20 protein-coding genes are annotated in these 20,244 nt (G+C 71.9%); 12 read left to right on the top strand and 8 right to left on the bottom strand.

The window, feature by feature from the left end; all coding sequences use genetic code 11:
- On the top strand, nt 1-909 hold a 909-nt coding region (locus ETD85_RS32525; protein WP_206058827.1), incomplete at its 5' end, for an alpha/beta fold hydrolase.
- Nucleotides 910-1,047: 138 nt separating this feature from the next.
- Nucleotides 1,048-2,208 (top strand): MFS transporter, encoded by a 1,161-nt coding sequence (locus ETD85_RS32520; RefSeq protein ID WP_170246950.1) that lies wholly within the window; start codon nt 1,048-1,050, stop codon nt 2,206-2,208.
- On the opposite strand, the gene ETD85_RS32515 is transcribed toward ETD85_RS32520, so the two are convergent.
- From ETD85_RS32515 to ETD85_RS32495, 5 genes are all read right to left on the bottom strand, one after another.
- The gene (locus tag ETD85_RS32515) at nt 2,205-3,452 is read right to left on the bottom strand and encodes an SGNH/GDSL hydrolase family protein (protein ID WP_138693631.1); all 1,248 of its coding nucleotides are present in this window, start codon (nt 3,450-3,452) and stop codon (nt 2,205-2,207) included. The genes ETD85_RS32520 and ETD85_RS32515 overlap by 4 nt on opposite strands.
- An 80-nt stretch (nt 3,453-3,532) precedes the next feature.
- On the bottom strand, nt 3,533-4,051 hold the full coding sequence (locus ETD85_RS32510) for a hypothetical protein (protein ID WP_138693630.1): 519 nt from the start codon (nt 4,049-4,051) through the stop codon (nt 3,533-3,535).
- Nucleotides 4,048-4,896, bottom strand: a complete 849-nt coding sequence (locus ETD85_RS32505; RefSeq protein WP_138693629.1) for an alpha/beta hydrolase fold domain-containing protein — start codon at nt 4,894-4,896, stop codon at nt 4,048-4,050. Before ETD85_RS32505 ends, ETD85_RS32510 begins: the two co-directional genes overlap by 4 nt.
- A complete protein-coding gene (locus ETD85_RS32500) occupies nt 4,893-5,681 on the bottom strand; it encodes an SDR family NAD(P)-dependent oxidoreductase (RefSeq protein WP_138693628.1) in 789 nt (262 codons plus the stop codon). The genes ETD85_RS32505 and ETD85_RS32500 overlap by 4 nt, the downstream gene beginning before the upstream one ends.
- A gap of 49 nt (nt 5,682-5,730) precedes the next feature.
- Entirely contained in the window at nt 5,731-7,155 is a 1,425-nt protein-coding gene (locus ETD85_RS32495) for an MFS transporter (protein ID WP_240779578.1), read from the bottom strand.
- A gap of 133 nt (nt 7,156-7,288) precedes the next feature.
- Here ETD85_RS32495 and ETD85_RS32490 point away from each other — a divergent pair, with 133 nt between their 5' ends.
- A complete protein-coding gene (locus tag ETD85_RS32490) occupies nt 7,289-7,891 on the top strand; it encodes a TetR/AcrR family transcriptional regulator (RefSeq protein ID WP_138693626.1) in 603 nt (200 codons plus the stop codon).
- Between the two features lie 186 nt (nt 7,892-8,077).
- On the top strand, nt 8,078-8,464 hold the full coding sequence (locus ETD85_RS32480; protein WP_138693625.1) for a pyridoxamine 5'-phosphate oxidase family protein: 387 nt from the start codon (nt 8,078-8,080) through the stop codon (nt 8,462-8,464).
- Nucleotides 8,465-8,541: 77 nt separating this feature from the next.
- Here the strand turns inward: ETD85_RS32480 and ETD85_RS32475 are convergent, their stop codons facing one another.
- From ETD85_RS32475 to ETD85_RS32465, 3 genes are read right to left on the bottom strand one after another with little or no spacing between them, the layout of a single operon-like run.
- Entirely contained in the window at nt 8,542-9,732 is a 1,191-nt protein-coding gene (locus ETD85_RS32475; RefSeq protein ID WP_138693624.1) for an MAB_1171c family putative transporter, read from the bottom strand.
- Between the two features lie 2 nt (nt 9,733-9,734).
- Entirely contained in the window at nt 9,735-10,277 is a 543-nt protein-coding gene (locus ETD85_RS32470; protein ID WP_206058825.1) for a hypothetical protein, read from the bottom strand.
- Complete coding sequence (locus ETD85_RS32465) at nt 10,274-10,708, bottom strand: helix-turn-helix domain-containing protein (RefSeq protein ID WP_138693623.1); 435 nt, start codon at nt 10,706-10,708, stop codon at nt 10,274-10,276. The genes ETD85_RS32470 and ETD85_RS32465 overlap by 4 nt, the downstream gene beginning before the upstream one ends.
- Nucleotides 10,709-10,943: 235 nt before the next feature.
- Here ETD85_RS32465 and ETD85_RS32460 point away from each other — a divergent pair, with 235 nt between their 5' ends.
- The 8 genes from ETD85_RS32460 (at nt 10,944) to ETD85_RS32420 (ending at nt 20,234) form a co-directional block, all read left to right on the top strand.
- On the top strand, nt 10,944-11,336 hold the full coding sequence (locus ETD85_RS32460; RefSeq protein ID WP_138693622.1) for a hypothetical protein: 393 nt from the start codon (nt 10,944-10,946) through the stop codon (nt 11,334-11,336).
- A gap of 56 nt (nt 11,337-11,392) precedes the next feature.
- A complete protein-coding gene (locus ETD85_RS32455) occupies nt 11,393-12,046 on the top strand; it encodes a maleylpyruvate isomerase N-terminal domain-containing protein (protein WP_138693621.1) in 654 nt (217 codons plus the stop codon).
- 273 nt (nt 12,047-12,319) lie between these two features.
- A complete protein-coding gene (gene kdpF / locus ETD85_RS32445) occupies nt 12,320-12,409 on the top strand; it encodes a K(+)-transporting ATPase subunit F (protein ID WP_138693620.1) in 90 nt (29 codons plus the stop codon).
- On the top strand, nt 12,409-14,070 hold the full coding sequence (kdpA, locus tag ETD85_RS32440) for a potassium-transporting ATPase subunit KdpA (protein ID WP_206058824.1): 1,662 nt from the start codon (nt 12,409-12,411) through the stop codon (nt 14,068-14,070). Before kdpF ends, kdpA begins: the two co-directional genes overlap by 1 nt.
- Nucleotide 14,071: 1 nt before the next feature.
- Nucleotides 14,072-16,171 carry a potassium-transporting ATPase subunit KdpB gene (gene kdpB, locus ETD85_RS32435; RefSeq protein ID WP_138693619.1) on the top strand — a complete coding sequence of 700 codons (2,100 nt, stop codon included), beginning with the start codon at nt 14,072-14,074 and terminating at the stop codon, nt 16,169-16,171.
- Entirely contained in the window at nt 16,172-17,023 is an 852-nt protein-coding gene (locus ETD85_RS32430; protein WP_138693618.1) for a potassium-transporting ATPase subunit C, read from the top strand.
- Nucleotides 17,020-19,569 (top strand): DUF4118 domain-containing protein, encoded by a 2,550-nt coding sequence (locus tag ETD85_RS32425; protein WP_138693617.1) that lies wholly within the window; start codon nt 17,020-17,022, stop codon nt 19,567-19,569. The genes ETD85_RS32430 and ETD85_RS32425 overlap by 4 nt, the downstream gene beginning before the upstream one ends.
- Nucleotides 19,566-20,234 carry a response regulator gene (locus ETD85_RS32420; RefSeq protein WP_138693616.1) on the top strand — a complete coding sequence of 223 codons (669 nt, stop codon included), beginning with the start codon at nt 19,566-19,568 and terminating at the stop codon, nt 20,232-20,234. The genes ETD85_RS32425 and ETD85_RS32420 overlap by 4 nt, the downstream gene beginning before the upstream one ends.
- Nucleotides 20,235-20,244: the final 10 nt, after the last annotated feature.

Here is a 20,244-nt window from a genome sequence, read left to right as displayed (position 1 = left end):
CCCCTGCATGACAGCGCCCTGGCGAGCTCGCTCGACGGAGCGTTCTCCAGCCACCACGCCGAGGTGAACGGCGTCCGGCTGCACTACGTCGAGGGCGGCAGCGGCGAGCCCCTGCTCCTGCTGGGGGGATGGCCGCAGACCTGGTGGCAGTGGAACAAGGTCATGCCCGCGCTGGCCCGCCGCCACCGGGTGATCGCGGTGGACCTGCGCGGGATGGGCGGCTCGTCCAAGCCCGCCGGCGGCTACGACAAGAAGACCATGGCGCGCGACATCCACGAGCTCGTCCGCCACCTGGGCCTGCCGGCCGTCAGCATCGCGGGGCACGACATCGGGGCCATGGTCGCCTACGCCTTCGCGGCCAACCACCCCGAGGCGACCGTGAAGATCGCCCTGCTCGACGTCCCCCACCCCGACCGGTCCTGGTCGTCCTTCGGGCTGCTCCCCGAGCCCGACCAGCACGTGGACTCGGTCATCGAGGCCGGCGCCCGCTCCTACCTGTGGTGGTTCGCCTTCAACCAGGTGCGGGACCTGCCCGAGCGGCTGCTGGAGGGCCGTTCCCGGCTGCTGGTCGACTGGCTCTTCGAGCGCCAGGCCAAGCAGCCCGCCGGCATCGACGAGCGTTCCCGGGAGGTCTACGCCCACGCCTACGCCACCGCCGACGCCGTCCGCGCGGGCAACGGCTGGTACCAGACCTTCAATCGCGACATCGCGGACGAGCGGGCCTACGGGAAGGTGACCGCGCCGATCCTCGCGCTCGGCGGGGACGGCAGCAACTACGCCTTCCTGCGTGACCTGATGCCGTCGAAGGGCACGGACGTCACGGTGGTCGAGGTCACCGACTGCGGCCACTACCTCCCCGAGGAGCAGCCCCAGGCCGTCATCGACGCCCTGGCTTCCTTCCTCGGCTGAGCCGCCGAACCTTCAAGCAAGGCCCCTGGCGGCAGCTCGCCAGGGGCCCCGGCCGCTGATCGGAGCTTCATGACAGGCCTCCGGCAAGGACCCGGCAGGGCCCTGCCCCCTACCACGCGCACGCGCCGCCTGGCCCGTGTGCTCCTCGCGCTCGGCATCGTGCTGATCGCGGCCAATCTGCGTCCCGCCATCGCGGCCACCGCCACCGTCCTGGACTCGATCACCGGTGACCTGCACCTGTCGGGGGTGGCCGCGGGGGCGCTGACGACCCTGCCCGTCCTGTGCTTCGGGTTGTGCGGGCCGGTGGCGCCGCTGCTGGTCAGGCGCCTGGGCATCGAGCGGGCCCTGGCCCTGGCCCTGGCCGCCGTCGCGGCGGCCGCGGCGCTGTGGCTCGGCGGCTCGGCCACCGTCCTGTTCGCCGGCACCGTCCTGGTCGGCGTCGCCGCGGCCGTCGGAAACGTCCTGCTGCCCGTCCTGGTCCGGCGCGACTTCCCCGATCGGGCGGGCCTGGTGTCCGGGCTCTACACCACCGCTCTGGCCTGCGCCGCCGCGCTCGCCGCCGCCGTGACCGTTCCCCTCGGGGACGCGATCGGGCGCGGCTGGCCCGGCGCCCTGGCCGTCTGGGGGCTGCCGGCCCTTGCCGCCCTCGTCGTCTGGGCGCCCCAGCTCCGCAGGGGCGCCCGGCCGCCGGACCAAGCCCCGTCCGGCCCCGGCGGTGTGGCCAGGCTCCTGCGCGACCCGCTGGCCTGGCAGGTCACCGGCCTGATGGGGTTCCAGGCGCTGAGCTATCACGCGACCCTGGCGTGGCTGCCGTCCGTCTTCACCGATGCCGGCCTGGACCGGGCCACCGCCGGAATCCTGCTGTCGGTGGCCGGGTTCGTCGCCATCCCCGTCTCGCTGGTCCTGCCCGCGCTGGCGGCCCGCCGGCCGGGCCAGCGCGGGTGGATCGTGCTCCTGACCGCCCTCACCGCCACCGGGCTGCTGGGGCTGCTCGTCGCCCCGGCGGCGGCCCCCTACCTCTGGGTGAGCCTGATGGGGCTCGGCCAGGGGCCGATCTTCCCGCTGACCCTCACGATCATCGTGCTGCGCTCCCGGACCACCGAGGACACCATCGCCCTGTCCACGATGGCCCAGTCCATCGGCTTCGTCATCGCGGCCGCCGGGCCGCTCGCCCTCGGCCTGCTGCGCACCGCGAGCGGCACCTGGACGGCGGGCATCGTCCTGCTCCTCGCCCTCCTGGTGCCGCAGCTGCTCACCGGCCTCGCGGCAGCCCGCGACCGGCATATCGCGGGCCCCTAGAGCCGGTCGGCGACGACCTTGGCCATGGCGGTGTAACCGGCGTCGTTGGGGTGCAGGTGGTCACCGCTGTCGTAGGCGGGGTTCAGCACGTCGGCGTCGCCGGGGGCGGCCATGGCCCGGTCGAGGTCGGCGACGGCGTCGAACTCGCCGGAGGTGCGGATCCAGTGGTTGACGGCGTCGCTGACGGCGGCGGCGTGCGTGCCCCAGTGGTCGGAGTTCTTGAAGGGCAGCAGGGTGGCTCCGACCACCTTGACCCCCTTGGCGTGCGCCTGGCTGATGAGCCGGCGGTAACCGGCGATCAGCTCGTCCGCGGAGACGACGGGCGCGGGCTTGTACGTGGGCGTGTCGGACTCGCTGAAGCCGATGTCGTTGACGCCCTGCAGCACGACGACCGTGCCGGCGCCGGGCTGGTCGAGCACGTCGCGCTTGAAACGGACGGCAGAGCGGTCGCCGTACCAGGCCGAGTCGTTGAGCACGAGGCTGCCGCCGATGCCGGCGTTCAGCACGGGCCGCGGCCGGCCGGTGGCGGCCAGGCGCTCGGCGAGCTCGTCGGGGTAGCGGCCGTTGGCGTCGCCGGTGGAGCCGAATCCGTCGGTGATGGAGTCGCCGAACGTGACCACCGCGTCGCCGGTCCTGGCCCCGCCGGTGACGTCCACGCCGGACAGGTAGTACCACGAGTGCGTCGCCTGCCCGTAGGCGTCCGGCGCGGTGTCGGCGCTGTGGTCGCCCTGGGCGCGGTAGCTGGTGGCGTACGCCTGGGAGTGGAAGGTCGCCGGTCCGGTGGTGCCGGCGAAGTAGAGGGTGACCGCCACCGACTGGAAGGGGCGTACGTCGAGCTTGACCGGGTCGCTGGAGAGGCCGCCGTGGGCGGGGATGGCGGCCGAGGCGGCCTTGCCGAAGGTCAGTTTCCGTACGGACTGCGGCCGCGTCGAGGCGCCCTGGCCCGCGTAGGCGACGGTGGCACCTGTCAGGCGCACCGGGGCGGGGCCGTAATCGTTCGACAGGCGGATGCGCAGGGAGGACCCGCCGCTGGTGAGCCTGACGACCTGCCGCACGCTCTGGCCGGTGAAGCCTTCCTCCGACCAGTTCGGCTCGAACCCGGCGCTGGCCCGCTGGGGCGCGGCGGTCCACGCGGCCTGCCAGCTCGCCTGCCGCTCGGGGGCGGCCCAGGCGGGGGTGGACATGGTGAGTGCGATGGCCAGGGCCGAGACTGCCGCGCCGGTCTTCGCCGCAAAGAACTTCATGATGACCTCTCGTTAATGGGATTCAAGTTCCGTTAGTAAGGATCGTAAAGGATGTGCCGGTTAATGGCAATCTGGTTCCGTTAAGGCTGTGGGTGAAGCGCGGGGACGATGCGCCAGTCCCGCTGGAAGACAAGGTTGTGCAGGTCGGCGGCGGCGATGGCGCGCAGCACGGGGACGAGCTCAACCGCTTGGTCCGCGTCGGCGACGTTGAGCGGCCACTCTCCGAGGGTCGCGCCGCGCAGATGCGGGTGGTGGAACGTGGCGCCGTAGTGCGCGGTGAAGGTGATCGGGGCGATGCCCGTCTCGCGCTGCCGGGGCCACGACAACCGCCAGGCGGCGAAGCTGCCGCCGTGGAGGTCCCGGCGCGTGCCGGTGGCCGTCAGCCTGCCCGTACCAAGGAGGAGGTGCTGGTCGAACTCGGCCAGAACCTGGCGGGCGGGCGCGTCGAGCAGGCGGACGGCCTGCTCGAACGCGGCCTCCTTGCCGTGCCGGGTGACCTCGCCGGCATGGGTGCCGTCGCGCAGGTCGATGAAGTGGCGGACGAGGGCTTGCAGGGGAGCGGGCGGGGAGTTGCGCCCGCCGGTGGTCGTCGTGCTCATGGCAGGTCCTTCGCGGGCTGAAGCTGATGCGGTGTGGTGAGCCTGGTGACGGCTCGGGCGAGGTGGCCGAGTACGGAGCTGTCCGGGCGGAGCAGGTCCCCGTGCCCGGCCCCCGCCAGGTGGAGCAGGCGCACCGGAACCCCGTCACCGCGGAGCCGGGCCGCGTAGGCGTCCACGTCGTCGCGTACCGGGTCGTGGCCGCCGACGGCGAGGACGGCGGGGGCCACGCCCGCCAGCGAGGGCGCTTCCCAGGGCGTCGAGTACAGCCGGGTGCCGTCCCGGTCGCGGGCGGGCTCGCCGTCGCCGCGCCAGAGGCGCCAGGCGTCGCGCAGCAGGGCGGCCTGCGGGAACGCGTGCGGCCTCCGGTGGTAGGACGGGCTGGCGCAGGAAGGGTCCAGCGGCGGGTAGGCCAGGACCTGGGCCGCCAGCGGCAGGCCGCGGTCCCGGGCGGCCAGGGCGGCACAGGCGGCGAGCGTGCCGCCGGCGCTGTCGCCGCCCACCGCGAGCGGGGCTCCCACCGCCTGCTCAGCGGCCCAGGTGAGGGCCGTGAGGACGTCCCGTACCGCCGCGGGGTGGCGGTGCCGCGGCGCGAGCCGGTAGTCGACGCTGATGACCTGCCAGCCGGAGCGGGCGGCCAGGGCCGCCGTCGCGTGGTGCCACTCGGCGGCGGAGCCGCGCTGCCAGCTGCCTCCGTGCGCCCAGACCAGCCGCCCGGCCGGCCGTTCGCCGCCCGCCGCCGGCTCGTGGACCCGGACCGCGACGGGATCCGGTCCGGGAAGGACGAGCCGGGACCACGGCGGGGTGCTGGGCCCGCCGTGGGGCGTCGTCGCTGCGGCCCGGCTCACAGCTGGCGCAGAGCTCCTCCGTCGATGGCCCACTCGGCTCCGGTGACCTGCGCGGCGAGCGGCGACAGCAGGTAGGCGATGACGCCGGCCACCTCCTCGGGGGTGCCGATGCGCCCGGTCGGCAGGCGGCGTTCGATGCGGATGAAGTGCTCGACGGCGTCCGCGGGCGGCAGGTCGAAGCGCTCGGCGAGCTGTTCGGCGAAGCCGCCGGGGGCGTCGAAGAGCGCGGTGCGCGTGGGGCCGGGGGAGACGACGTTGGAGCGCACCCCGGCCGGCCCGAAGGCCGTCGCCAGGGATTTCGACACCGACAGCAGCGCCGCCTTGGACGCGGCGTAGTCGGCGATGGAGGCGTCGGGCAGGCGGGCCGCCTCGCTGGCGACGTGCACGATGCCGCCGCCCTCGGGGTTCTCCGCCAGGATCGGCAGCACCGCCCTGGTGAGCCGGACGGCCGAGTGGAGGTTGAGCTCGAAGGTGGCGTGCCACTGCTCGTCGTCGATGTCCGCGAAGGAGGGGCGGGACTTGAGTGCCGCCGCGTTGTTGACCAGGCCGTCCAGCCTGCCGTGACGGTCCATGATCTGTGCGACGGCCTGGGCGGCGGTGGCCGGGTCGGTGAGGTCGGCGCGGATGAGCTGCGTGGCGGGCGGCAGCACGGGGCCGGAGGACCTGCCGCGGGCGAGTGCCACGACGCGGGCTCCTTCCGCGGCGAGCAGGTGGGCGGTGGCCAGGCCGATGCCACTGGTGGCGCCGGTCACGAGAATCACCTTGCCGGTGAGCTGAAGATCCATGGTGTGCTCCTTGGAGCCGGAGGGCGGAAGGGGAGGATCGTGCGGACGGTCAGGCCCGCGTACGTCCGTGCCGTGCCCGCAGGAAGACCGCGGCGATGAGGACGCCGAGCAGGACGAGGGCGGCGTTGGCGGCGATGGCGACGGTGACGCCGTGCAGGATCGCCCCGGCCGACATCGCGCCCATGGTGGCCGCGGTGACGATCGCGGACATGATGGGGGTGCCCATGGTGATGCCGACCTGCTGGGACATGGACGCCAGCCCGGTGGCCAGGCCCTGCTCCGCGTCGGGCAGGCCGCTGGTGGCGGTGACCATGAAGCCGACGATGACCAGCATGTTGCCGACGCCGCCCAGGAAGGTCGCCGGCAGCATCAGCCACATGGAGGCCGGGGTGCTGCCCAGGAGGAGCAGGACGCCGGTGAAGACCGCCTGGAGCAGGCCGCCCCCGACCAGGACGGTCAGGGTGGAGGTCCGGGAGATCAGCTTCGGCGCGAGCATGCCGCCGGCCACGGTGCCGAGCCCCAGGACGCCGAAGGAGAGCCCGGCGGCGAGGGCCGAGAAGCCGAGGGTCTTCTGCATGTACAGCGTGAGGAGGTAGACCAGCGAGGTCTCGGTGACGAAGGCGAGCAGTCCCAGCACGTTGCCCCAGGCCACGGTGCGCTTCTTCAGGACGTGCAGCGGGACCAGCGGCTGGGCGGCCTTGCGCTCGACGAGGTAGAAGACGACCAGCAACACCGCGCCGGCCAGCAGGCCCGTCAGGGCGAAGGGGTGGGTCCAGCCGTGCTCGCCGGCCTGGGTCAGGCCGTAGACGATGCCGAGCAGCGCGAGGGTGACGGTCAGGGCGCCGGGCAGGTCGACCTTGGGCCGGGTGGCGGGCCGGGACTCGGTGATGACGGTGGGGGCGATGAGGAGCACGGCGAGGGCGACCGGGACGTTGATGAAGAAGGCCCAGCGCCACGAGAGCAGGTCGGTGAGGACGCCGCCGAGGATGGCGCCGGCGGTGAACCCGGCGGACATGAGCGCGCCGTTGAGACCGAGCGCCTTCTGCCGCAGGTGTCCGTCGGGGAAGGAGGTGGTGAGCAGCGCGAGCCCGGCGGGGGTGGCGGCGGCGGTCGCGAGCCCCTGGGCGATGCGGGCGATGATGAGGATCTCGGGGTTCGGGGCGAGCCCGCCGGCGAGCGAGGCCAGGCCGAGCAGGGCCAGGCTGCCGAGGAAGATGCGCTTGCGGCCGATCAGGTCGCCGATGCGGCCGAAGAAGAGCGTGAACCCGGCCGCGCCCAGGGCGAAGGAGGTGGCGATCCACTGCAGGTCGGCCAGGGAGAAGCCGAGGCTCTCGCCGATCTCGGGCAGTGCCACGTTCAGGATCGAGAAGTCGACGGCCAGCATGAACTGGGCGACCAGCAGCACCACGAGGACGGCCTTCATGCGGCCGGTCAGTCGCTGGGGGATGGGGGCCCGGGACACGGGCGTGGTCATGGTCATGACGGGAACTTCCTAATGAGCGCTTAAACGGTTCTCTGGTTCCGTTAAGATGAGGGAACAGTAGCACCTGTGACGCTCTAAGGGAACTCAGGTCCCGATAAGGGGTCCTTGGCTGAAAGGGGTTCATATGGCCGCCGCACCGCCGCCTGGCGCCGTCCGGCCCGGCGGGCGTACCGCCCGCGTCCGCGAAGCCGTGCTCCAGGCCGCCGGCGACGCCCTGGCCGAGAGGGGTTTCGAGGCCCTCGACCTGGCCGAGATCGCCCGCGTGGCCGGGGTCGGGAAGACCACCGTCTACCGTCGCTGGGGCACCTCGGGCGCCCTCGCCGCCGACCTGCTCGACGACATGGCACAGGGGTCGCTGCCCCGCTCGCGCACCGGCAGCGTCGAGCGGGATCTGCGGGACAACGCCCGCCTGGTCGTCAAGACCCTCACCGACCCCCGGCAGGGGCGCCTGTTCAAGGCGCTGATCGCCGCCTCGCTCTGCAACGAGGAGGCCGCCCAGGCGTTGCACCGCTTCTACGCCGTGCGCATCGACGAATGGGCCGGCTGCGTCACCGACGCCGTCGAGCGCGGCGAACTACCCGCGGGGACCGATCCGCGCCGGGTGATCGCCGCCGTGTCCGCGCCTCTGTACTACGCGCTGCTCAACACCGGGGAACCGCTCGACGACGCCGCCGCGGACCGCGCCGCGGCGGGGGCGCTGGCGGCGGCGCGCGCAGGGGTCGCGTGACCGCCCGGCGCCGCTCCACCCCTCGGCGCTCGCCGACCTCGCCGACCGGCCCGGAGATCAGGATCTCGTCGGGGCTGCCCGGGTAGGCGCCCCGGCGGATCGGGCGAGGCTGGCCCGCTTCACCTGGATGAGCCTGCCGGAGAGGCGGATATACGATGTGTGATCGCGATTCACACGAGGAGGCCCGTGAACCTGGTCGAGCAGGGCGCCGGATTCGCCGCGTTCTGGCAGGAAAGACACCTGTGCACGCTCTCCACCGCCCGCCCGGGCCGGCCGCCGCACGTGGTGCCCGTGGGAGCCACCCTGGATCTGGAGACCGCCGTGGCCCGGGTGATCACCTCGGGCGGCTCGTACAAGGCCGGGCTCATCGGCGCGTCCGGGGCGCTGGTGGCGCTCTGCCAGGTGGACGGCCGCCGGTGGTCCACGCTGGAGGGACGCGCGGTGATCAGGACCGGGCCCGAGGAGGTGGCCGACGCCGAGCGCCGCTACGCCGCCCGCTACAAGCCGCCCCGGGTCAACCCGTCCCGGGTGGTCGTGGAGATCCAGGTGACGCGCGTGCTGGGCAACGTGTGATCACCGTCGTGGGCATCGGGGCCGGCGGCGGGACGGGCTGACTCCCGGCTCGCGGCGCGCGGCCGGTGGCGGGGTCTTCAGGCGCTGGCTGGGGTCTTCAGGCGGTGGAAGGCGCGGGCCACCTCCCGTAGGAAGGCGGTGTCGCTGTCGAGGTCTCCTCCGCCCGGCGTCTGGGCGACCGGGTCGGGGACGGCGAGCACGCCGCGGGCCTTCGCCCGCAGGGCGGCGTGCAGGGCGGCGGCCTCGGCGGCGGCGTCCAGCGCCTGCCCGTGCAGGCCGGTCCGGGCGGCGCCGGCGCGGGCGGCCGCCGCGACGTCCGGGTCCAGGTACGGCGCCAGGGCCAGGCGGCCGTCCCTGATCTCGATGACGCGGCGGTAGAGGCGCAGGTTCAGGTCGCGGACCGTCAGCAGGTCGAGCAGGGCGGGGGTGGCCGGGGTGAGCGCGATGTGCGGGCTGGCCGCGTACAGGGCCCGCCACAGGGGGCGCAGCGCCTGGTAGGTGCGGTAGCGGCCGAGCCAGACGAGCGAGGCGGGCGCGTTCACCAGCCGGCCCCAGGCCGGCAGCGTGGCGCCGCTCAGCACGAGCAGGTGGCCCAGCAGTGGCAGGATGCCGTCGGCCAGGAGGTTGCCGGTGAGCGGATATGAGAAGGAGAAGCGCTCGGCGGCGAAGGCCACGGCCTTGTGCAGGTGGTAGCCGATGGCGAGGTACGCGCCCACCGTGACCAGCCGCAGGCCGACGCGGAGCAGCGGTGCGGTGCTCATCCGCGCGTACTGCCGGCCGAGCACGGCCATGCTGGTGAAGGCCGGGATCAGGTAGGCGATGTAGATGATCCAGTACTCGAGGACCCACGGCGCGGCCGCGTAGCGGGCGGCGAAGCGCACGTCGTCGACCGGTGTGTCCGCCGCAGCGAACAGCGTGCACATCACCACGAAGGTGAGGGCGAGCGCGGCGAGGTGCAGGCGGGTGAGCGGCCGGGCGGCGGAGGCCGGGTGGCTCAGGTGCCACAGGAAGGTTCTGGCCGACCAGGCGACGACGAGCATGCTGCCGTGGCCGAGCAGCCGGGCCAGGTTCGGGATCCCGGTGACGCGGCCGACGAACAGGTAGACGGCTGGGGTCAGCAGGGTCAGCGACAGCGACAGGCCCAGCAGGAGGAGCCAGACGGTGTCCCTGGCCGGGTCGGGCGGCCCGCGCAGGCCCTTGCGCACGCGGTAGGCGAGCAGGACCCAGGCGATCACGGCGGGGCCGTAGTGGCGCAGGGCCTCGGCCATGGTCAGGAAGGCCGCTCGGGACGGCCGGAGCCGGACCAGTCGAGCAGGGCCCTGATGCGTCCGGTCAGCGCGTTGGTCTCGGCGACGACCTCGAGCGCGGCGAGCTTGCCCGCGCGCGCCTGGATGAGCGAGGCGAGCAGCTCGGCCTCCTGCTCTTCGATGGCGCTGTACGTCGTGCGGCCCAGGACGCGGTGCACCATCTGCGGATCGAGGTCCGGGAGCAGGTGCCGCCACTGGTCGGGGTGGGGGAGGCCGGCGGGGTAGTGGTCGCACATCAGGTGGCTGAGCTCGTGCAGGATGATGTGCTGCTGGTGCGGGGAGGTCGTGGCCTGCTCGTAGAAGATGAGGTCGCAGTCGCCGGCCGACACCCACATGCCGCACACGCCGGCGCCGCGGGCCATCGGCACCAGCCGGATGGGCCGTCCGCGCTGGGCGGCCACCTGCGCGCACAGCGCCTCGGCGGTGAAAGGCTGCGGCAACGGCAGTTTGTCCAGCCTGGCCTCACAGCTGCGGCGCAGCCGTCTGAACGGAACTGCGGACATCATGCCCCTTTGGTCGCGTCAGGCAGTCCTTCCAACTCGCGTACCCGCTCGACCATCTCGGTGATGGCGTTGAGGCTCTTGGGGGAGAGGCCCGATGCGCGCAGCGCGATCTGCCTGACCGATGCGTCGCGCAAGGCGTTGAGCAGCTCAAGCTCGGCGTCGATGCGCTCGGCGGCCGTCTCGTCGAAGAAGTAGGCCGGTGGGACGCCGAAGAAGCCTGCGAGCGCTTCGAGGTGACGCTTGGTCGGGTTGTCGCGCAGACCTTTGCGCAGCTGCCAGACGTAGGTGGCCGAGATCGTCGGACCACCGCTGTCACGCAGCGCTGCGGCGACCTCCTCGTGGGTGTATTCGCCGTGGCTCGGACGCACGGTGTGAAACAGGTGGTCGAGCTTGGCCGCTAGCGTGCGCGCGGCCTCCGTTGAGCCCTTGGGCATCCACACCTCCTCGCCCCGTGCTCGCCAGGCTACCAGAGGAGTAACTCGGGTGGCTGGGATCGATGCCTTCCTACTTACGCCAGTTGATAGGCGGCGGGCCGGTCTCATCAACTGGTGTGGATCCAAGTTGCGAGGTTACGTGCATGCCAGTTGACGGCTTGGGGCTCGTGAGTTTATTCTCGGGACATTGCAGTTAACTCAGGTTAATGAGATTCCGCATCGAGTAGGAGATCTCGTGAAAAATCCTGTTCTGCTGGCGGGGATGGCGGCGTTGATCGCCCTGCCGGCGCTGCTCGTGGCGGGTCCCGCCGCCGCCGCGCCGGCCGGGAAAGTGATCCTTTACCGCAACGCCGACTTCGCGGCGCCAGCCGTCGCCCGGAGCTACCTCACCTGTGCCGGGGTCGCCGCGCTCGCCCATCCCGTCGGCTCCTTCGACAACCAGCCCCTGCCCGGCTGCAGCGTCCTGCTCCAGACCGCCGCGGGAGCGACCTTCACGCTGTGCACCGGGCGCGGCGTCGTGCCCCCGGCCTACCGGGCGGCCGCCCGCGCTGTCATCAAGCCGGGTACAGCGCCGCCATGCATGATCACCACGGCGACGTCCGCCTGGGCTCACGACGCCTTCATGTGAGCGTCAGAAGCGCGACCTGCTTGTCCGCCGTTCCCGTCCGGCGTTACCGTGCCGCAGTGGATCTCTTCTCCCGCTCTTGGACGGCGTTGCGCGCGGCGGTCGCCGAGCTTCCCGACGAGGACTTCGAGCGGCCGTCCGGCTGCCGCGGCTGGCTCGTGCGCGACCTGGTGTGCCACCTGGTGATCGACGCCCAGGACGTCCTGATCACCCTGGTCACGCCCGCCGACGCCGAGCCGACGGTGAACGCGGCCACCTACTGGCAGCTCGTCGAGCCCCCGACCGGCGAGGATCCGCTCGACGCGCTGATCCCCCGGCTGGCCGCCGCGTACGGCGAGCCGCGCTGGCTCAAGTTCCACCTCGACGACGTCGGCTCGGCCGCGGGCCGCGCCGCCGAACTCGCCGATCCCGCCGTCCGCGTGAGCACCCGCGACGAGGTGCTGACCGCCGGCGACTACCTGTCCGCGTACGTGCTCGAATGGACCCTGCACCACCTCGACCTGATCGCGCACCTGCCGTCGGCCGCCCAGCCGCCCGCCGAGACCCTCGCGGCGGCCCGCGCGGCGCTGGAGCAGATCACCGGGACCCCGTTCCCCGCCTCGTTCTCCGACCAGGACGCGCTGCTGGTCGGCACCGGCCGTCGCACGCCGACCGGTGCGGAGCAGGCCGCGCTGGGCGATCTGGCGGCGAAACTCCCGTTCGTCCTCGGCTGAGCGGGCCCCCGAGCTCGCCCGTCGCAGGGTGAGCGGCCGGTTCGCGCGGGCCGCGTACGAATCGCGTCAATATTCACCCCACCGCCGTATGGAAGCCGTCAAGAACGACAAAAGGGCTCTTTTTCCGGGTTTTGCTGGGTCGTGCGCCGCTCATTCCGGGCGGTAAGACATGTTCCAGAGTTGAGGAGCCGAGATGGCTGACGTCATCTTCGTGGCCCTGACGATCGCGATCTTCGTGATCTTCGGGTTCGTGGTGAAGGCGGTGGAGCGCCTGTGAGCGCGATCAACGCCACCGGTCTCGTGGTCGTCGTGGCCTTGGTGATCTTCATGGTCGTGGCCCTGCTGTTCCCGGAGCGCTTCTGATGAGCCCGACCCTGGCAGGGATGATCTTCATCGCCTCCTTGATCGTCGCGCTGGCGCTGGTGCACAAGCCGCTCGGCGACCACATGTACCGGGTCTACACGACGACCAGGCACAACGTGGTCGAGCGGGGCGTCTACCGGCTGCTCGGCGTACGGGCCGACGCCGAGCAGAGCTGGGGCGTCTACGCGCGCAGCCTGCTGGCGTTCTCGGTGATCTCCGTCCTCGTCGTGTACGGCATCCAGCGGCTGCAGGACAAGCTGCCGCTGAGCCTGGGCATGGCGCCGGTCACCGACCACATCGCCTGGAACACCGCGATCAGCTTCGTCACCAACACCAACTGGCAGTCCTACTCCGGCGAGTCGACGATGGGTCACCTGGCCCAGATGGCGGCCCTGGCGGTGCAGAACTTCGTGTCGGCCGCGGTGGGCATGGCGGTGGCGGTCGCGCTGGTGCGCGGCTTCGCCCGCCGCAAGTCCGAGACGATCGGCAACTTCTGGGTGGACCTGGTCCGCGGCACGATCCGCATCCTGCTGCCGATCGCCTTCGTGGGCGCGCTGATCCTGGTGGCGGGCGGCCTGATCCAGAATTTCTCCGGGGTGCACGAGATCACCACGCTGACCGGCGGCACCCAGGGCATCACCGGCGGCCCGGTGGCCTCGCAGGAGGTCATCAAGGAGCTGGGCACCAACGGCGGCGGCTTCTACAACGTCAACTCCGCCCACCCCTTCGAGAACGCGACGAGCTGGACGAACTGGTTCGAGATCTTCCTGATCCTGGTGATCCCGTTCGCGCTGCCGCGCACCTTCGGCAAGATGGTCGGCCAGGTCCGGCAGGGCTACGCGATCCTCGCCGTGATGGGCATCCTCGCGCTGGCCAGCGTGCTGCTCACCAACGCCTTCGAGCTGGGCGGGCACGCGACCGTGCCGCAGGCGGTCGGCGCGGCCATGGAGGGCAAGGAGTTGCGGTTCGGCGTCTCGAACTCGGCCACCTTCGGCGCCGCCACGACGCTCACGTCAACGGGCGCGGTGGACTCCTTCCACGACTCCTACACCCCGTTCGGCGGCATGATGACGATGTTCAACATGATGCTGGGCGAGGTCGCGCCGGGCGGCGTCGGCGCGGGCCTGTACGGCATGCTCGTCCTCGCCGTCATCACCGTCTTCGTGGCGGGCCTGATGGTCGGCCGCACCCCCGAATACCTGGGCAAGAAGATCGGCGCCCGCGAGATCAAGCTCGCCTCGCTGTACTTCCTGGTCACCCCGACGCTGGTGCTGATCGGCACGGCGTTCGCGATGGGCTCGTCGGAGCAGCGCGCGAGCATGCTCAACTCGGGCCCGCACGGCCTGTCCGAGATCCTGTACGCCTTCACCAGCGCCTCCAACAACAACGGCTCGGCGTTCGCCGGCCTCACGGTCAACACGCCCTGGTACGACGTCGCGCTCGGCCTGTGCATGGTGTTCGGCAGGTTCGTGCCGATCATCCTGGTGCTGGCGCTGGCCGGCTCGCTGGCCAGGCAGAAGCCGGTGCCGGAGGGCGCGGGCACGCTGCCGACCCACCGGCCGCTCTTCGTCGGCATGGTCGTCGGCGTGACGATCATCCTGGTCGCCCTCACCTTCCTCCCGGCACTCGCGCTCGGCCCGATCGCAGAAGGACTGTCCTGATATGTCAACCCCGGTGCTGGAGAAGCCCGTCCAGCGGAACGGCCGTGTGGGCGGCGGGCTGCTCGATCCCAAGCAGCTCCTCGTATCGCTGCCGGACGCGCTGAAGAAGCTCAACCCGGCCACGCTGTGGCGCAACCCGGTCATGCTCATCGTGGAGGCCGGCGCGGCCTTCACCACCGTCCTCGCGGTACTCGACCCGTCGTTCTTCGCCTGGGCCATCGTGGTGTGGCTGTGGCTGACCGTGATCTTCGCCAACCTGGCCGAAGCCGTCGCCGAGGGGCGCGGCAAGGCTCAGGCGGCCACGCTGCGCAAGGCCAAGACCGACACCCAGGCGCGCCGGCTGCGCGGCCGTACGTCGCAGGAGTGGGACACGGTCGGCGCGCCCGAGCTGAAGCAGGGCGACTTCGTCGTCGTCGAGGCGGGGGAGACCATCCCCGGCGACGGGGACGTGGTCGAGGGCATCGCCTCGGTGGACGAGTCGGCCATCACCGGCGAGTCCGCTCCCGTCATCCGCGAGTCCGGCGGCGACCGCTCGGCGGTCACGGGCGGCACGAAGGTGCTGTCCGACCGGATCGTCGTGCAGATCACGCAGAAGCCCGGCGAGAGCTTCATCGACCGCATGATCGCCCTGGTCGAGGGCGCGAACCGGCAGAAGACGCCGAACGAGATCGCGCTCAACATCCTGCTGGCCGCGCTGACGATCATCTTCCTGGTCGCCACCGTCACCATGCAGCCGCTGGCGATCTACTCCAAGCTCATCAACCCGGGCGTGCCGGACTCGCTCGCGCTCGACGGCAACGGCGTCACCGGCGTGGTGCTGGTCTCGCTGCTGGTGTGCCTGATCCCGACCACGATCGGGGCGCTGCTGTCGGCCATCGGCATCGCCGGCATGGACCGCCTCGTGCAGCGCAACGTGCTGGCCATGTCGGGCCGCGCGGTCGAGGCGGCCGGCGACGTGTCCACGCTGCTGCTGGACAAGACCGGCACGATCACGCTGGGCAACCGGCAGGCGGCCGAGTTCGTCCCCGTGGACGGCATCGGCGAGGGGGAACTGGCCGAGGCGGCGCAGCTGTCCAGCCTGGCCGACGAGACGCCGGAGGGCCGCTCGGTCGTGGTGTTCGCCAAGGAGCGCTACGGCCTGCGCGAACGCGAGATCCACGGCGCCGAGTGGGTGCAGTTCACCGCCCAGACCCGCATGTCCGGGGTGAACCTGGAGGGCCGCGAGGTCCGCAAGGGCGCCGCCACCGCCGTCATGAAGTGGGTCCGCGACGCGGGCGGCCACCCCACCGACGAGGTGGGTCACATCGTGGACGGCATCTCGGCCTCCGGCGGCACCCCGCTGGTCGTCGCGGAGAAGGGCCGCGTGCTCGGCGTCATCCACCTGAAGGACGTGGTCAAGCAGGGCATGCGCGAGCGGTTCGACGAGATGCGCCGGATGGGCATCCGCACCGTGATGATCACCGGCGACAACCCGCTGACCGCCAAGGCCATCGCCGACGAGGCCGGGGTGGACGACTTCCTGGCCGAGGCCACGCCGGAGGACAAGCTGGCGCTGATCAAGAAGGAGCAGGAGGGCGGCCGGCTGGTCGCGATGACCGGCGACGGCACCAACGACGCCCCGGCCCTGGCCCAGTCGGACGTCGGCGTGGCCATGAACACCGGCACCAGCGCCGCCAAAGAGGCCGGCAACATGGTGGACCTCGACTCCAACCCGACCAAGCTCATCGAGATCGTGGAGATCGGCAAGCAGTTGCTCATCACGCGGGGCGCGCTGACCACGTTCTCGATCGCCAACGACATCGCCAAGTATTTCGCGATCATCCCGGCCATGTTCGCGGCCGTCTACCCGGGCCTGGACACCCTCAACGTCATGCGCCTGGCCAGCCCGCAGTCCGCGATCCTGTCGGCCGTCGTGTTCAACGCGATCATCATCGTCGCGCTGATCCCGCTGTCCCTGAGAGGCGTCAGGTACCGGCCGTCCAGCGCCTCCAAGCTGCTGTCCCGCAACCTCTACGTCTACGGCCTGGGCGGCATCATCGCGCCGTTCGCCGGCATCAAAATCATCGACCTTCTGATCCAGTTCCTTCCGGGGATGAGCTAAATGGAACGTCTGCCCAGCTGGTTGCGCCAGCATCTCGCCGCGATCCGCGCGGTCGCCGTCCTGACCGTGCTGCTCGGGCTCGTCTACCCGCTCGTCACCACCGGCGTCGCCCAGGCGCTGTTCAACGGCAAGGCCAACGGCTCCATCGTCGAGGGCGGGCACGGGAGCGCGCTGATCGGCCAGTCCTTCACCGACAAGGACGGCAATCCGGTCAGGAAGTACTTCCAGTCCAGGCCCTCGGCCGCCGGCGACGGCTACGACCCGACCTCCACCAGCGCCAGCAACCTCGGCCCCGAGGACGTCATCGACGTGCTGCCGGTGCCGGGCGCCAAGGACGAGGAGGGCAACCCGGACGAGGGCAAGCAGTCGCTGCTCACCCAGGTCTGCGCCCGCTCCAAGGCGGCCGGCGAGCTGGAGGGCGTCAGCGGCGCCCGCCCGTACTGCACCCCTGACGGGGTCGGCGCGGTGCTGAAGGTCTTCCCCGACCGGGCCGTGAGCGTCAACCAGGCCTGCCCCGCCGCCCCCTTCATCGCCTCCTACCAGGGGCTGACGGTGGAGTGCGGCAAACCGGGCGAGGACTACGCGGCCGGTCGCACCGTGCCCGTGCGCGGCGACGTGAGCGCCGTGGCCGTGCCCGCCGACGCGGTCGCGGCCAGCGGCTCCGGCCTCGACCCGCACATCTCCGTCGCCTACGCCGACCTCCAGGCACCCCGCGTGGCCAAGGAACGCGGGATCGCCCTGGACCAGGTGAAGACGCTGATCGGCGAGCACACCACCGGCCGGGCGCTCGGCTTCATGGGCGAGCCCGCCGTCAACGTGCTCGAACTCAACCTGGCACTCGACCGCTCATGAACCGGGGCCGCCTGCGGGTCTACCTCGGGGCGGCACCCGGGGTGGGCAAGACGTACGCGATGCTCGGTGAGGGCCGCCGCGCGCTGGAGCGCAGCCGGGACGTGGTCGTGGGGTTCGTCGAGACCCACGGCCGCCCCCGGACCGCCGCCCTGCTGGAGGGCATGGAGGTGATCCCGCGCAAGACGATCGCCTACCGCGGGGCCACCTTCACCGAGCTGGACGTGGCCGCGGTCATCGAACGCGCGCCCAAGGTCGCGCTGGTCGACGAGCTCGCCCACACCAACGTGCCGGGCTCGGCGAACGTCAAGCGCTGGCAGGACATCGACCAGATCCTCGACGCGGGCATCGACGTCGTCTCCACGGTCAACATCCAGCACCTGGAGTCGGTCAACGACGTCGTCCAGGAGATCACCGGCGTGCCGCAGCGCGAGACCGTGCCCGACGAGGTGGTACGCCGGGCCGACCAGATCGAGCTGGTCGACATGTCGCCCGAGGCGCTGCGCCGGCGGATGGCCCACGGCAACGTCTACGCGCCCGGCAAGGTGAACGCGGCACTGTCGAACTACTTCCGGGTCGGCAACCTCACCGCGCTGCGCGAGCTGGCGCTGCTGTGGGTCGCCGGCAAGGTGGACGACCAGCTCGACCGCTACCGCGCCGACCACGGCATCGCCACCACCTGGGAGGCCCGCGAGCGCGTGGTCGTGGCCCTGACCGGCGGCCCGGAAGGCGACACCCTGGTACGCCGGGCCGCCCGCATCGCCGCCCGCACCAAGGGCGCCGACCTGCTGGCCGTGCACGTGACGAGCGCCGACGGGCTGGCCGGGGCCGACCCGGCCAGCCTGGCCCGCCAGCGCACGCTGGTCGAGAGCATGGGCGGCACCTACCACCAGGTCGTCGGCGACGACATCCCCCGCGCGCTGCTCGACTTCGCCCGCGGCGTGAACGCCACCCAGCTCGTGCTCGGCGCCTCACGGCGCGGGCGCTTCGCCCAGCTCTTCTCGCGCGGCGTCGGGGTCGAGACCACCGCGCGGTCCGGCTCCATCGACGTCCACATGATCACCCATGACGAGGCGCAGAAGGGCCGCCGCCGGCCGGTCCGTTCGCGCGCCGCGCTCACCCGCACGCGCCGGCTGATCGGCTGGGTGCTGGCGGTGGCCGGGATGCCGTTGCTGACCGCCGCGCTCGCGCCCTTCCGCGACATGCTGTCGCTGCCCAGCGAGATCCTGTTCTTCCTCTGCCTGACCGTCGGCGTGGCGCTGGCCGGTGGCATGTGGCCGGCCATCACCGCCGCGGTCGGCGGGTCGCTGCTGCTCAACTGGTACTTCACGCCGCCGGTCGGCGAGTTCACCATCTCCGACCCGGAGAACCTGTTCGCCCTGGTCGTGTTCGTGCTGGTGGCCGCGGCGGTCAGCACGATCGTGGACATCGCGGCCCGGCGCACCCGCGAGGCGGCCCGTGCGAGCGCCGACGCCGAGCTGCTGTCCACCCTGGCCGGGCACGTGCTGCGCGGCCAGGCCGCCGCCGTGTCGTCGCTGCTGGAGCGCATGCGCGAGACGTTCGCCCTGACCTCGGTCACCCTGCTGGAACGCCGCCCGGAGGCCGCCAGGACGCCGGACATCCAGTCCGATCCGGACGCCTGGCGGATCGTGGCCACCTCCGGCGGCGCGCCGTCCACGTGCCCCGGCCAGTCCGACACCGACGTGGTCATCGACGACGACATGATCCTGGCCGCCCAGGGCGGGCCGCTGGCCGCCGCCGACCGCACGGTGCTGGAGGCGTTCGCCGCCGAGGCCGCCGTCGCCCTCCGCCAGGAACGCCTCCAGGAGGCGGCCGAGCAGGCCCGCCCGCTGGCCGAGGCCGACAGGATGCGCACCGCGCTGCTGGCCGCCGTCAGCCACGACCTGCGCACCCCGCTCGCCTCCGCCAAGGCCGCCGTCGAGAGCCTGGGCAACACCGGCATCGCCTGGAGCGACCACGATCGCGCCGAGCTGCTGGCCACCGCCGAGGAGTCGCTCGACAAGCTGGACCGGCTGGTGTCGAACCTGCTCGACATGAGCCGCCTGCAGGCCGGCGTGCTCGGCGTGACACCGGAGCCGATCGCCCTGGAGGAGATCGTCCCGCGGGCCGTGGACGACCTCGGCCCGCTGCGCGACCGGATCGAGGGCGACATCTCCATCGAGCTGCCCGAGATCCTCGCCGACCCCGCCCTGCTGGAACGCGTCCTGGTCAACCTCATGTCGAACGCCGTCCGCTACAGCCCGCCCGGCAGGACGGTGCTGGTCACCGCGAGCTGGCACGGCGAGCACGTGGAGATCCGCGTCATGGACCGCGGCCCCGGCATCCCGCCCGAGGCCCATGACCGCGTCTTCCAGCCGTTCCAGCGGCTCGGGGACCGTGACAACCACTCCGGCGTCGGCCTCGGGCTGGCCCTGTCACGCGGCCTGACCGAGGCCATGGGCGGCACCCTCGTACCCGAAGAGACACCAGGGGGAGGTCTCACCATGATCCTGACACTGCCCATCTCCAGCAGAGCGGTGACGTCGTGACGCGCATCCTCGTCGTCGACGACGAGCCGCAGATCCTGCGCGCCCTGCGGATCAACCTGGCCGCCCGCCACTACGAGGTGACGGTCGCCGCCGACGGCGCCTCGGCGCTGCGCGAGGCCGTCGACAGCTCGCCCGACCTGGTCATCCTCGACCTGGGGCTGCCCGATCTGGACGGGGTGGACGTCATTCACGGCCTGCGCGGCTGGACCACGATCCCGATCATCGTGCTGTCCGGCCGGGCCGGCAACCAGGACAAGATCGAGGCGCTCGACGCGGGCGCCGACGACTACGTCACCAAGCCCTTCGGCATCGACGAACTGCTCGCCAGGGTGCGGGCCGTCACCCGGCGCGCCTCCATCCAGGAGACCGAGCTGGCCAGCATCCAGATCGGCGTCCACGTCATCGACCTGACCAACAAGACCATCTCCAGCGACATCCGGCTCACCCCCACCGAGTGGCATATCCTGGAGACGCTCCTGCGCCACCCGGGCAAGCTGATCAGCCAGCGCCAGATCCTCACCGAGGTCTGGGGCGCCAGGTTCGTCAAGGAGACCCACTACCTGCGGCAGTACATGGCCCAGCTGCGCCGCAAGCTCGAACGCGACCCCGCCCATCCAGCCCACCTGATCACCGAACCCGGCATGGGCTACCGCTTCAAGCCCTGACCCCAGGGGC

Source organism: Nonomuraea zeae, from assembly GCF_005889725.1.
In the GTDB taxonomy this organism is placed as follows: domain Bacteria; phylum Actinomycetota; class Actinomycetes; order Streptosporangiales; family Streptosporangiaceae; genus Nonomuraea; species Nonomuraea zeae.
Note: the sequence above shows the minus strand (reverse complement) of the source record. Positions and strands in the feature narration are given on the sequence as shown.

Excerpts from the sequence above, each read along its gene's own strand:
- ETD85_RS32470 (WP_206058825.1), bottom strand. The coding sequence starts at position 10,277 with ATGATGTCCGCAGTTCCGTTCAGACGGCTGCGCCGCAGCTGTGAGGCC.
- ETD85_RS32500 (WP_138693628.1), bottom strand. The coding sequence starts at position 5,681 with ATGGATCTTCAGCTCACCGGCAAGGTGATTCTCGTGACCGGCGCCACC.
- ETD85_RS32495 (WP_240779578.1), bottom strand. The coding sequence starts at position 7,155 with ATGACCACGCCCGTGTCCCGGGCCCCCATCCCCCAGCGACTGACCGGC.
- ETD85_RS32430 (WP_138693618.1), top strand. The coding sequence starts at position 16,172 with ATGGAACGTCTGCCCAGCTGGTTGCGCCAGCATCTCGCCGCGATCCGC.
- kdpB (WP_138693619.1), top strand. The coding sequence starts at position 14,072 with ATGTCAACCCCGGTGCTGGAGAAGCCCGTCCAGCGGAACGGCCGTGTG.
- ETD85_RS32490 (WP_138693626.1), top strand. The coding sequence starts at position 7,289 with ATGGCCGCCGCACCGCCGCCTGGCGCCGTCCGGCCCGGCGGGCGTACC.
- ETD85_RS32510 (WP_138693630.1), bottom strand. The coding sequence starts at position 4,051 with ATGAGCACGACGACCACCGGCGGGCGCAACTCCCCGCCCGCTCCCCTG.
- ETD85_RS32515 (WP_138693631.1), bottom strand. The coding sequence starts at position 3,452 with ATGAAGTTCTTTGCGGCGAAGACCGGCGCGGCAGTCTCGGCCCTGGCC.
- ETD85_RS32425 (WP_138693617.1), top strand. The coding sequence starts at position 17,020 with ATGAACCGGGGCCGCCTGCGGGTCTACCTCGGGGCGGCACCCGGGGTG.
- ETD85_RS32475 (WP_138693624.1), bottom strand. The coding sequence starts at position 9,732 with ATGGCCGAGGCCCTGCGCCACTACGGCCCCGCCGTGATCGCCTGGGTC.
- ETD85_RS32465 (WP_138693623.1), bottom strand. The coding sequence starts at position 10,708 with ATGCCCAAGGGCTCAACGGAGGCCGCGCGCACGCTAGCGGCCAAGCTC.
- kdpA (WP_206058824.1), top strand. The coding sequence starts at position 12,409 with ATGAGCCCGACCCTGGCAGGGATGATCTTCATCGCCTCCTTGATCGTC.